Origin of the sequence: Pseudomonas salmasensis (genome assembly GCF_014268375.2) — a bacterium.
GTDB classification, from domain to species: Bacteria; Pseudomonadota; Gammaproteobacteria; order Pseudomonadales; family Pseudomonadaceae; genus Aquipseudomonas; species Aquipseudomonas salmasensis.
Window position 1 is genome coordinate 3,692,224 of record NZ_CP077083.1, and the last position, 12,218, is coordinate 3,704,441.

Annotated in this window: 8 protein-coding genes and 2 rRNA genes; 5 read left to right on the forward strand and 5 right to left on the reverse strand. The window is 58.0% G+C overall.

What is annotated here, in order from left to right:
* Positions 1–120 precede the first annotated feature (120 nt).
* The 3 genes from rrf (HU731_RS16665) (at position 121) to HU731_RS16675 (ending at position 2,617) form a co-directional block, all read left to right on the forward strand.
* A 5S ribosomal RNA gene (gene rrf / locus HU731_RS16665) occupies positions 121–236 on the forward strand.
* Between the two features lie 111 nt (positions 237–347).
* Positions 348–463, forward strand: a 5S ribosomal RNA gene (gene rrf, locus HU731_RS16670).
* Between the two features lie 273 nt (positions 464–736).
* The gene (locus HU731_RS16675) at positions 737–2,617 is read left to right on the forward strand and encodes a methyl-accepting chemotaxis protein (protein WP_044270342.1); all 1,881 of its coding nucleotides are present in this window, start codon (positions 737–739) and stop codon (positions 2,615–2,617) included.
* Between the two features lie 61 nt (positions 2,618–2,678).
* Here the strand turns inward: HU731_RS16675 and HU731_RS16680 are convergent, their stop codons facing one another.
* The 4 genes from HU731_RS16680 to HU731_RS16695 all read right to left on the reverse strand — a co-directional run bounded on the left by HU731_RS16680 (position 2,679) and on the right by HU731_RS16695 (position 8,843).
* Complete coding sequence (locus HU731_RS16680; protein WP_186609501.1) at positions 2,679–6,056, reverse strand: amino acid adenylation domain-containing protein; 3,378 nt, start codon at positions 6,054–6,056, stop codon at positions 2,679–2,681.
* Entirely contained in the window at positions 6,053–7,000 is a 948-nt protein-coding gene (locus tag HU731_RS16685; RefSeq protein ID WP_186609503.1) for a diiron oxygenase, read from the reverse strand. The genes HU731_RS16680 and HU731_RS16685 overlap by 4 nt, the downstream gene beginning before the upstream one ends.
* The gene (locus HU731_RS16690) at positions 6,997–7,755 is read right to left on the reverse strand and encodes a DUF3050 domain-containing protein (RefSeq protein ID WP_186609505.1); all 759 of its coding nucleotides are present in this window, start codon (positions 7,753–7,755) and stop codon (positions 6,997–6,999) included. The genes HU731_RS16685 and HU731_RS16690 overlap by 4 nt, the downstream gene beginning before the upstream one ends.
* A gap of 380 nt (positions 7,756–8,135) precedes the next feature.
* Positions 8,136–8,843, reverse strand: a complete 708-nt coding sequence (locus HU731_RS16695; protein WP_056789475.1) for a GntR family transcriptional regulator — start codon at positions 8,841–8,843, stop codon at positions 8,136–8,138.
* Positions 8,844–9,162: 319 nt separating this feature from the next.
* Between HU731_RS16695 and lapG the strand changes: the two genes are divergently transcribed.
* Complete coding sequence (gene lapG, locus HU731_RS16700) at positions 9,163–9,786, forward strand: cysteine protease LapG (protein ID WP_225931476.1); 624 nt, start codon at positions 9,163–9,165, stop codon at positions 9,784–9,786.
* Between the two features lie 14 nt (positions 9,787–9,800).
* Positions 9,801–11,747, forward strand: coding sequence for a cyclic di-GMP receptor LapD (gene lapD, locus HU731_RS16705; RefSeq protein WP_186609509.1), 1,947 nt, complete (start codon positions 9,801–9,803; stop codon positions 11,745–11,747).
* A gap of 22 nt (positions 11,748–11,769) precedes the next feature.
* On the opposite strand, the gene HU731_RS16710 is transcribed toward lapD, so the two are convergent.
* Entirely contained in the window at positions 11,770–12,108 is a 339-nt protein-coding gene (locus tag HU731_RS16710; protein WP_032894252.1) for a hypothetical protein, read from the reverse strand.
* Positions 12,109–12,218: the final 110 nt, after the last annotated feature.

Sequence of the window (12,218 nt, forward strand, 5' to 3'; positions counted from 1 at the left end):
GATTGCGGTGTGTGAAGACGAAGATAAACCGAAAGTTCGACGCTCACAAAACACCGAGATCTATCACCTACCCAATTTGCTGAAGCGAGGCCAACTGGCCACGACTCAGTACCCGAATTTCTTGACGACCATAGAGCATTGGAACCACCTGATCCCATCCCGAACTCAGCAGTGAAACGATGCATCGCCGATGGTAGTGTGGGGTTTCCCCATGTGAGAGTAGGTCATCGTCAAGATTAAATTCCAAAACCCCTGTCTGCTAACGCAGACAGGGGTTTTGTTTATGTAGAAGCTCATGAATTTCACCGGCACGTTGCCAGAGCGCAACGGTCTGGTACACAGAATTTCTTGACGACCATAGAGCATTGGAACCACCTGATCCCATCCCGAACTCAGCAGTGAAACGATGCATCGCCGATGGTAGTGTGGGGTTTCCCCATGTGAGAGTAGGTCATCGTCAAGATTGAATTCCGAAACCCCTGTCTGCTAACGCAGACAGGGGTTTTGTCGTTTAGGACGGCCCGTCACAGCCTATCTACGCGACACCTACCGCCTGTCGGTTTCCTACGCTAAAAGAAGATGCTTCTCACAAATTCCTAAGATTTGTCGAAGTTTGGCCGAAAGCCTGACGAGCCATGCGTGCACCGAAATAGAGCGACCGCAGAGTCCGCCTATCCCGTACATGGAATGTTCCACTCGGCACGCTCACCCCCCTTTGGCAAAAGAAGTCGATGAAATGAATCTCAAGTTCAGTCATAAAATTCTGTTGGCCGCGTCAGGCGTCGTGGTTTTAGCCTTCGCGTTATTCACGCTCTACAACGACTACCTGCAGCGCAGCACCATCAGGCAAAACCTGACGTCGTCCATCCAGCAATCCGGCGAGCTCACCGCCAGCAGTGTGCAGAACTGGCTCAGTGGTCGCATCCTAGTCCTCGAGAACCTGGCGCAGAACGTTGCCCACCAGGGCAGCGCTGCCGACCTCCCAGGTTTGGTCGATCAACCAGCGTTTACCAGCAACTTCCAGTTCACCTATGTGGGACAAGCCAACGGGGTATTCACCCAGCGCCCTGACGCGAAGATGCCTGACGACTACGACCCTCGTCAGCGCCCTTGGTACAAGCAAGCAGTAGTGGCGGACAAAACCATGCTTACTCCGCCTTATATGGCGGCTGTGGGCGGTCAGATCGTGACAATTGCCATGCCGGTGAAAAAGAACGGCGAGTTGTTGGGTGTTGTCGGTGGTGACCTGAGCCTGCAGACACTGGTGAAGATCATCAACTCGGTAGACTTCGGTGGTATCGGCCATGCGTTCCTGGTCAGCGGTGATGGCCAGGTCATCGTCAGTCCGGACCAGGACCAGGTGATGAAGAACCTCAAGGACATCTACCCTGGCACCAACGTACGCATTGAGAAGCTCAACCAGGACGTCGTACTCAAAGGACAGGATCGCATCCTCTCTTTCACGCCTATCAGCGGCTTGCCTGGCGCTGACTGGTACATTGGCCTGTCGATCGACAAAGAAAAAGCCTACGCCCCGCTGGGCAAATTCCGTACTTCGGCCTTGATTGCAATGTTGATTGCCGTTGTGGCCATTGCGGTGCTCCTGAGCCTGTTGATTCAAGTCCTGTTGCGCCCGCTGACCACCATGGGCGTGGCCATGCAGGATATTGCCCAAGGCGAAGGTGATTTGACCCGACGTCTGGACGTGACCAGCAAGGACGAGTTCGGCGAGGTCGGCAGCGCATTCAACCAGTTCGTCGAGCGAATCCATGCGTCGATTTCCGAAGTGTCTTCGGCAACGCGCCAGGTGCACGATTTGTCCCAGCGTGTGATGGCTTCATCCAATGCGTCGATCATCGGTTCTGACGAACAGAGCGCGCGTACCAACAGCGTGGCCGCAGCCATCAACGAACTGGGTGCTGCCACCCAGGAAATCGCGCGTAACGCCGCGGATGCGTCCCAGCATGCCAGTGGTGCCAGCGAGCAAGCTGATGATGGTCGTAAAGTGGTGGAGCAAACTATCCAGGCGATGTCCGAGTTGTCGCAAAAGATCAGCCTGTCCTGCACTCAGATCGAAACCCTTAATGCCAGTACCGACAACATCGGGCACATCCTAGATGTGATCAAAGGCATTTCCCAACAAACCAACTTGCTCGCCCTCAACGCTGCGATCGAAGCGGCCCGTGCTGGCGAAGCCGGGCGTGGTTTTGCCGTGGTGGCGGATGAAGTGCGTAATTTGGCGCACCGTACCCAGGAGTCGGCAGAAGAAATCCACAAGATGATCACTTCGCTGCAAGTGGGCTCGCGTGAAGCTGTGACCACCATGAACGCCAGCCAGGCTTCCAGCGAAGAAAGTGTTGAAGTCGCCAACCAGGCAGGTGAGCGCCTGGTCAGCGTGACGCAACGTATCGTTGAGATTGATGGCATGAACCAATCCGTTGCGGCCGCCACTGAAGAACAGACCGCAGTGGTTGAAACCCTCAACGTCGATATCAACCAGATCAACCTGCTGAACCAGCAGGGTGTGGCCAACCTCAACGAGACGCTCAAGGACTGCGATGCGCTGTCCCAGCAGGCCAGCCGATTGAAGCAGTTGGTCGATAGCTTCAAAATTTGATTCTGACTGCATCGGAGCGAGGCCTCTCGCTCCGACTGCTTGGCCCTGTCCAGGGTGCTATTCAGAGGAAGCTAATAGCGCTCAGATAGTCGCAGCCCTTGCGCAACAGTGGCTGGTTCTTGGGTGGATAGCACATCCCCATTTTTTCCACGCCCCACCGGGCATTGTCGTAACGGATCATCGACGTATCACCGATGTCTTCGCCCAGCCCGTCCAGATAAAAGCCTAGCACCCCGAACAGGGCATTATCGCGGCTCACTTTGCGCAACGCTCGTTGCCACTCTTCAACGCTTACTCGGTCAAAAACGTGCCCAGCCTCGCTGAAGGCATCCAGGTACTGATCCCAATTCAAGGGCTGCGGATTGTGCAGGTTGAACACGTTTCGCTCGGTGTCAAAATGAGCGCTATGGAAGGCGATGAACCGCGCCAGGAAGTCCACCGGCATCAGATCGAAATTGGCCTCCAGTCGCGGCACCAACCCCAATTGCAGAGACCCCTTTAGCATCAACAGCAAGCGGTTTTTCTGTGGCTGACAAACACCGTTCTGGCTGTTGAAGCTGATATTCCCTGGGCGATGAATATTAACCCAGGCCCCTTGCTCGACTGCTCGTCCTAATAGCCGCTCGGCGACCCACTTGGAGAGGTTGTAGCCGTTTTTCACGTAGAGCGGCAGTGTGCGCTGGGCAGGCGCTTCAAGTACGTAGCCATCGACGTCCACGCTGCTGCAGGCTGACAGCGTCGAGATGAAATTGAGGACCTTCTTGCAGTGGGTCTCGCAAAGACGCAGGCACTCCAGCAGAGGTTCGACGTTGTCCTTGGTGAGTGAGGCGTAATCCATCACATGATTGACCTGCGCGGCGTTATGCACCACCACGCCGTAATGACGGGCGAGGTGCTCGTACACATCGTCCGCCAAGCCCAGGCGGGGTTTACGAATATCAGCGGCGTATACCTGCACTCGGCTCAGGTCCAGATCTTCCAAGCGGTATTCACGCAATGCCTGGGTGAACCTTGCCACCGCCGAATGGCCGGGCAACTCACGCACCAGGCACGCCACGTCCTGTGCTCCGCCAGCCAGCAGTGCCTGGACGATATGCACCCCGACAAAGCTATTCGCCCCGGTGACGATGGCTTTACGCGAATCTCCCGCAAGAGCCTTGGGCAGCGTCTCGACCTCCAGTGCTCGCGTCGCATCTTGCTCCATCTGATTGGACGGTGTATCCGGCAGCGCGCTGCCATCCATGAGTGCGGCCAATGTGCGGATGGTCGGCGTCTCAAAAAAGGGGCTCAGGCAGAAGCTACGGCCAAACTGCTCGCGCAGGCGTAGCAACAGCGTCGACAGCAGGATGGAGTGGCCACCCAGGTTGAAAAAACTGTCATCGATCGAGAGTTGGTCTGCGGGTAGTCCCAGCAGTTCAGCCCAAAGGTCAGCCAGTTGCGCGTGCAAAGGGTCTTGTACGCGGTAGCGACTGACTCCGAGAGAGGCGGGTATCGGCATGGCCAGCAAGGCCTTGCGATCGATCTTGCCGTTATTCGAGCGGGGCATGCATGCCAACTCGCTCCAAGCGCTGGGTTGCATGTATGCGGGCAACCACTGCCGAGCATGTTCCTTCAGGCTTGCCAGCGTTGCGCCAGGCTCTGGCTGGGCGGCAAAACCGATGACTCTGTGTGTCGCATCGATCACCACTGCCACTTGGCGATACAAGCGGCTATCGCGCAAGCATTGCTCAATATCCTGAGGCTGAACTCGAAACCCGCGGATCTTGACTTGCTCATCCCTGCGGCCGCCCAGTTCGATGCCCCCTTGCGTCCATTTCGCCAAGTCGCTGCTGCGATAAGCCTGTAGCACTTGCCCATTGGGCAGCGTCAGCGCCATGAACGGGTTGTCGGCCCCAGACGGTATATTCGAATAACCCAGGCTTACGCCTGGGCCGACAATGTACAAGTCGCCCATTACCTGTTCATCCACGGGCTGCAGGTTCTCGTCGAGAATCAGCACCTGGCTGTTGGCGATGGGGAGGCCGATATTGCGATGGCTGTCGCCCCGTTGGAATACCCGATGGGTCACCAACACAGTGGCCTCGGTCGGCCCATAGAGGTTATGCAGTTGGCATTGATCGGCCAGTTGTTCGATCACGCAGGGCTCGCAGAAATCACCTCCGGTCAGCAGATGAGACATGCCTAACGGCTGATCCAGCGGCAGGATACTGAGCAGCGCCGGTGGTACGAACCCATGCGTGACGCGTTGCTGGCGAATCAGCTCTACCAGTTGTTGAGGGTCGTGACGTTGGCCTGGGCTGGGAACAATCAACTCGGCGCCGACGATCAAGGCCGGGAAAATATCGATCAGTGACGAATCGAAGCCCAGTGGCGAAAACTGCAGCACGCGGCTGTGTTGATCCAACGCCACGCAATCGACGAGCCAGGCTGTGAAATGCGCCAGGTTGTATTGGCTCAGCAGTACCCCTTTAGGCTGGCCCGTCGTACCCGAGGTGAACAGTGCCACGCAGGGCTCGTCGACACCGGGACGATGGCGCATCAGCGGTTGCGTCATGTCGGCGCTGTGCGCGGCCACCTGGCTCACATCAAGTGAAACGAAACGCTCTCGCAGCGGGTGCTGGCCATTCTCCAGCAGTACGCAGGCCTTGAGGCTGGCCAGCATGCAGTGCTGGCGTTGCTCCGGGTGGTCCGGGGCCAGCGGCAAATACACGGCGCCACAACCAAGCACTGCAAGAATGCTGGCGTACAGTTCGGCGGATTTCTCCAGGCATACGCCGACTACTCGGGGTGACTCGACACCCTCCAGCAGGGGAAGCAGGCGCTGTTGGATTGCCATGGCTTGTTGCTGGAGCTGCCGATAAGTCAGCACGTGACCGGCGATGTTCAGCGCGGTTCGATGCGCGAAGGTATGAAGGCTGGCCTGCAGCCGTTCGATCATGGGCGTGCGAGCCGCTTGCAGTAGGGCAGGGTCTGCCGTACGGTTGAACCGATGCATGAAAGCCAAGGCATCCAGCTCTTGCAGGCCCTGTTCAGGCCAGGCGTTAGCAGTGGCCGTTGTGGAGAAATAAGCGGGGTCCCTTGAGAAACCGCAGACCAACAAAGCAGCCCACTCCACCACTGCATTCGTTGCCTGCTGGCGCAACCGCTGCCCATTGCCGCTGGGCTCCTCGGCAACGTCTTGCACAGCCAGCAGGCGCCGCTCACGGTCATAGCAGCGCAACTGCAGTGAGGGCAGCCCGTGTTCGCAGAGCGGGCCGATACCCACGCGCACGCTTAACCAAGGCGCACTGGTGGGCGAGGGCGGCAACGGCTGACTCCCGTCTTCAATCACCAGGTCGACAGACCCCGTTCCTGCCACATGCCCATATTGCTCCAGCTCCTGCTTGAGCGCCTCCAGAGCTTTACTGGTGCCCCGCCACTCGATCTGCAAGCGCCTCATGCCAACCTCCTCGATACGGGCAGGTAGTCGCTTAGGGCTCGTGCCACGCTAGGGGTTTGCAGGACACCGCTGTGGTGCAGAAAGCCCATGATATTGGCCACCAGCGGATGTTGATGGGTGATGGGAAAATCCAGCGCCTGGATTTCATCGCGCAGTGCCCGGCGAGTGTCGGCACTGATAGCCAAGTGTTCGATCAGTTGCAGGTCGAAGTCTTTTTGTAGGTCGTTGGTCAGGTAGCGCGTCAGGAACACGGGCAGGGCTTGGGCAATGTGGTCGCGATCTTGCGGGCTTGCCGACTGCCAGTAGAGGCGCACCAACTGTGTCCAGAACCGCGCATGCCGCCCTTCATCAAACAGATGGTCGGCCATCAGGCCGCGCACAGAGGATTTGACACTGCCGTCTTTGGAGAACGCTGCGACGTCATGGGTGACGGTGTTCTCAGCGATGGCGACGCCGATCAACTCAACCGCATCGTGCAAGTATGTCGGTACCTGCGCCTGGGCTGCCGGCAGCGCGCGGCCCAATTCAATTTGGCCGGGTAGATCAAGCGGTTCAATCCCGGTCATTGCCACGGCTTGCTGCAGAAAATCCAGCGCGACCAGGGCGTGATAATCCTCATCGACAACGACCGTCATCGCGTCGTAACGGCAGGCGAGAGGGAAGGGCAGGGAGAAGCGATTTTTAGCAATGCTGCGCGCGGTTTTGTCGACGATCTCGGTTTCGAAAATCACCACGTCATTGATGAATTTATAGAAGCTTTGCACCAGTACGAAGTCGCGCCATTGTGGGCAGTGCTTGAGAAAGGTTGCACTCAGCACCAGAGGCTGGCGGCACAGGGGGAAGATGAGTTTGTCGTCGTCTTCCAACATCCGCCGGGGGCGTGTGCGGATGGTTGCGCGACGCTCCCAGTCATCGGCAAAGGATTGGTAGTGGGCGGCGTTCACGGACGTACCTCTTGCATCGAGGCCAGCACGTCGTCCCAGAGGGTAATACGACTTTCCACGGCACTGAGTGCGGCGCTATCGGTTTGTCGCTGACGACTGGGGTCGGCGTCGATCAGGTGCGTTAGCAACTGTTGCGCAGCAGGTCCGTGGTCATCGCCGTCCAATTCGATATGGCGGTTGAGGTAGTGACATAACATAGGGGCCTGCCGAGCTATGAAAGCATGGCTATGCAAAAGCCTCTTGAACATCGACGGAATCACACTCTCCCGGCCATGCAGAAACGCCGCCGCCACACAGTGGGTCGGGGCGCTCAAAGCGATTTGCAAGGTGCTGTCGACGAAGCGAGCCACGCCTTGGGGCGCACCGATCATTTGCAACGCTGCGCTTACCTCCACTCCCTGGCTTTGCAGCTCGATAAAGCGGGTGATTGCGACAGTGCTGGCGCCCACTTCCGTCATGGCGTCCAGGTACAGTTCGAAGTGGCTGCAATAGCCCCGTGTCGGGTGCTCGTCCGACTCTTCCGCCAATACGATTTCATTGATCAGGCGGGCAGCGTGCGCGTCAGCGCAGGGGAGCCAGGGCAGTTGCGTGCAGGTCAGGTCCTGTTGCAGGCGTTTGGTCAGGCTCATGAAGTCCCACACAGCAAATACATGGTATTGCATAAAGTGTTGTAACTTGCCAAGGGTGGTTATTTCTGTAAATAACGGGTGGCCGAACAGTTTTTGTTTTTTTTGCTCAAGTAAATAGTGATGCATGGTTGATGCCTATAGTTGTTGCGAGTGCTGTAAAAGCAGTGTTGGAATATTATAGTTGTGGGTGTAAGAGTAACTTGGCCGCGACCACGCGCACGACGCTGCCTTTAAATAGGCGCTCGCAGCGGTTTGGGAAGGCGGAGCTTGCTGGACGAAGATAATAAGCTGATTGAATGTTTGAGCCGGTATACAAATGTATTAAAGGACTTTGCGGATATTTATATGCGTAGTAAGTTGCCCGGCTATAGGTGGGATTTTTCCGTGTGCTAAGTCGGCGTTAATTGTCCTTTAGTTGATTTTTTTGCTATTTCTGACGGAGCAACAATCCTGATAGGGAAGTTGCTCCGTCACATAAGGATTAAAGGCACAAGCGAAAAAACCGACTACACGGCTTTTTTGTCGGCGCTCTCAAGGCCCCTGAGGTAGGTCGCGATCACCTCCATGCCTCGCATCAAGTGGTTACGCAGCGTCAGGATGCTCTCCTCGACCTTCTTCTGCGCCACCAGGCTCAGCAGTTCGCGGTGATCCTCCTGGGACGTTTCGCCCAGCCCCATCGCTTCAAGGTTGAAGCGCAGGAAGCGCTCCTCCTCGTTCAACCCGTGCTCGACCAGAGTGAGTAGCCGCTGGTTGGGCGCCTTGCCGTACAACACCATGTGGAACAGGCGATTGAGCCGACCAATCTCGGTGTAGTCTTTTTCGCTTTCCAGCGCATTGATACAGGCCTCGGCTTGAGCAAGGTCCGCGTCGGTGAGCAACGGAATCGACAGGCGCAGGGCCTCGGACTCCAGCAACATGCGCAAGGCGTAGGTCTCAGCCGAATTGTCCTCGATCAACGGGGCGACGACGGCACCCTTGTGAGTTACCACATGCAGCAAGGATTGCGCCTCCAGCTGGCGCAAGGCTTCGCGCACGGGCATGCGGCTGACGCCGAACAGGCTGGCCAGTTCTTGCTGGCGCATGGCGGTGCCACAGGGCAGTCGCCCATCGAGAATGGCATTACGCAAGGTTTCTTCAATAACGGAGCGCGCAAGATGGGCGGGAATAGGCCCGCTGATTTTGATGCTGCTTAATGGGTTCGGCTTCTGCGTCACGGTTGCGCTATCCTCCCTTTTTGAATAATAGATTGGCTAATTGGATCCAAAGAACACTAAAGATGGGCCAAGCGCTTGTCAAACAGCCAAAGTTTCCGTTTGTAAGAGCTTACACAGCATACTTTGTGTCTCTCACAAGGGGCGGTTATAAAAACGCGGCTCCCGCGAATGATTGCACTGTGCCATTGTTTTTTGCAGGGCCAGGCTTCACCATTCCTTGAAATTCCGTCTCTTTCACGGACTGAACACTTTGGCGGCAAGTTTTATTCCCTATCGACTGCTTTGCTGGCTTTTATCAGCAATTTTACTGGCTGGCCTGATGCTCGGCGGGCTACGTGCTGATTGGGATTTCTCGCAGATCAGCCGCAAGGCCACCGCCGTCTACGGGCCGTTGGGCCAAGGCCAGCAACGTATTGACGCCTGGCAGCGGTTATTGGCGAGCGAAAAACAGGTCAGCGAGCAGGAGCAGCTCAAGGTCGTCAATTTGTTCTTCAACAAGCAAATGACCTACGTGGAAGACATCGATCTCTGGCACGTTGTCGACTATTGGGAGACACCCGTCGAAGCACTCTGGAAAGGCGCCGGTGACTGTGAAGACTACGCCATCGCAAAGTATTTCAGTTTGCGTCATCTGGGGGTGTCCAGCGACAAACTGCGCATTACCTACGTCAAGGCCCTGCGGCAGAATCGAGCGCACATGGTCCTGACCTATTACTCGACCCCCGACGCCGTCCCTCTGGTGCTCGACAGCCTGATGGATGAGATCCTGCCGGCCACCCGTCGCACCGATCTGGTCCCGGTGTACTCATTCAACGCCGAGGGGCTGTACCTGCCCGGTGCCAAGGGCAACAAGAAAGTCGGTGATACCAAACGCCTGTCGCGCTGGCAGGATGTGTTGAGAAAAATGCGTGCGGAAGGCTTTCCAGCCGAGCCTGCCAACTAGGAGTAACTGATCGGATGTCTCTGTTCAAACAGCTATTGATCGCAATCTGTCTGTTCCTGGTGGTCGCCTTCAGCGGCAGCTTCATGGTCAGCCTGGAAAGCTCGCGCACCCAATACGTCAACCAACTGCGCTCCCACGCCCAGGATGCCGCGACGGCGTTGGCGTTGTCGCTGACCCCGAATATCGACGACCCGGCCATGGTGGAGCTGCTGGTCAGCTCGATCTTCGACAGCGGCTACTACGCCAGCATCCGCGTCGTGGACTTGGCCACCGACAAAACCATCGTCGAGCGCAGTGGTATCCCGGACAACAACGGCGTGCCCAACTGGTTCGTCAAGCTGATCGGCCTGGAGCCGGCCGGTGGTGATGCGCTGGTCAGCCGTGGCTGGGAACAGGCCGCACGGGTCGAAGTGGTCAGCCATCCGATGTTCGCCCTGGCCAAGCTCTGGCAAAGCGCCCTGGGTAGCCTGGGCTGGTTGCTGCTGTGCGGTGCGGTCAGCGTGGTGCTCGGTGGGTTGTTGCTGCGCCGGCAATTGAAGCCGTTGGACTATATGGTCAAGCAATCCCACGCCATTGCCCGCCGCGAGTTCCTCAGCCTGCCTGACTTGCCCCGCACGCCAGAACTGCGTCGCGTGGTACAGGCCATGAACCAGATGGTGGAAAAGCTCAAGGCGCTGTTCCAGGAGCAGGCTGAGCGTAGCGAAAAACTGCGCACCGAATCCTACCAGGACAACCTCACCGGCCTCGCCAACCGCCGTTATTTCGAGATGCAGCTCAACGCCCGCGTCAGTAACCCGGAAGAGACCAACTCCGGCTACCTGCTGTTGCTGCGGGTCAAGGACCTGGCCGGCCTCAACCAGCGCCTGGGTGGCCAGCGCACCGACCAGTTGCTGCAAGCGGTTGGCGAACAACTGCTGCGCCAGTGCGCGCCGTACCCGGAAACCCATAACCTGGTCACCCGTATTCGTGGCGGTGAGTTCGCCGTGCTGGCGCCAGGGTTGATGCGTGAAGAAGCGGTGCAACTGGCGCAAAACCTCGAAAGCACCTTGCTCAGCCTGCAAGCGACCGGTGCCAGCGACGTTACGCCGGTCGCCTATATCGGCCTGGCACCGTTCAGCCATGGCGACGCGCCCCAAGCCCTGCTGACCCTGGCCGACCAGGCCCTGGCTCAGGCCCAAGCGCAGGGCGACACCAGTTGGGTGTGCCTGGACCGCAGCGCCGCCGCCAGCGTGGGAGACGATCACCATGCCTGGCATACCTTGTTGGACCAGGCCCTGACCCAGCAGCGCTTCCAGTTGTACTTCCAGCCGGTAGTGGCCAGCCAGGACCCACAGTTGGTCTTGCACTACAAAGTGTTGTCGCGCTTGCAGGACGACGACGGCCACACCATACCCGCCGGGCGCTTCCTGCCCTGGCTTGAGCGCTTCGGTTGGTCAGCCCGCCTGGATCGCCTGATGCTGGAGCAGGTGTTAAAGCAGATGAGCAGCCACACCGAGAACCTGGCGCTGAACCTTTCGGCCGCGACCTTGCAGGACCCCCAGGCCCTGAACCGTATTTATGACCTGCTACGCCAGCACAGCAACCTGGGCCCGCGCCTCACCCTGGAGATCGGTGAAGAGCAACTGCCTGAGCAGCCCGTACTGGAACAGATGACCCAGCGTCTGCGCGAGCTGGGCTTCTCCCTCAGCCTGCAACGTTTCGGTGGGCGCTTCAGCATGATCGGCAACTTGGCGCGCCTGGGCCTGGCGTACCTGAAGATCGACGGCAGCTACATTCGCGCCATCGACCAGGAAAGTGACAAGCGCCTGTTTATCGAGGCCATCCAGCGAGCGGCCCATAGCATTGACCTGCCACTGATTGCCGAGCGTGTAGAGACCGAGGGCGAACTGAAGGTGATTCGGGAGATGGGAATTTTCGGTGTGCAGGGCCAGTTATTTGGCGAACCCGCACCCTGGAAATAATTCATCGGTAGGAGCGGTTGGATCAAATCAATCCTTTCTCGTCATCATCGATCAACTGGCTCAACCCACCCAACGCTTCCCGCGCCTGGTTACGGTCCATCAACTTGGCCTGGGCTGCCGGCGGCAGGTCGGTCACGCTGATCACCCCTTTGCGGGTCAGCACCTGGATCAAGTCATCCAGCACCCGGATCATCTCCAAGTCGCTCTGCTTGAGCTGGGCCAGGCTGGTTTCCACTACTTCGTTGGCGTACCAGGCCTGGATCTCATGGTGATCGGCCGGCAGGGTTTCGGTGGAGTCGGCAAAGGCGATAGCCTCTACGCGAACCAGCGCGCCCTGTGCATCACGTTGCACGTAAAACATAACAACCCCTCGAAAATGCGCCACAGGCGTTCAACAGCATAGGTCAACGCTGCGTGTATGGGCGTGAGTATGCGATGCACCGTCCGCCAGAGCCAGCGGCCCGCAGGCCA

Excerpts from the sequence above, each read along its gene's own strand:
- HU731_RS16675 (WP_044270342.1), top strand. The coding sequence starts at position 737 with ATGAATCTCAAGTTCAGTCATAAAATTCTGTTGGCCGCGTCAGGCGTC.
- HU731_RS16680 (WP_186609501.1), bottom strand. The coding sequence starts at position 6,056 with ATGAGGCGCTTGCAGATCGAGTGGCGGGGCACCAGTAAAGCTCTGGAG.
- HU731_RS16690 (WP_186609505.1), bottom strand. The coding sequence starts at position 7,755 with ATGCATCACTATTTACTTGAGCAAAAAAAACAAAAACTGTTCGGCCAC.
- lapG (WP_225931476.1), top strand. The coding sequence starts at position 9,163 with ATGCTCGGCGGGCTACGTGCTGATTGGGATTTCTCGCAGATCAGCCGC.
- lapD (WP_186609509.1), top strand. The coding sequence starts at position 9,801 with ATGTCTCTGTTCAAACAGCTATTGATCGCAATCTGTCTGTTCCTGGTG.
- HU731_RS16710 (WP_032894252.1), bottom strand. The coding sequence starts at position 12,108 with ATGTTTTACGTGCAACGTGATGCACAGGGCGCGCTGGTTCGCGTAGAG.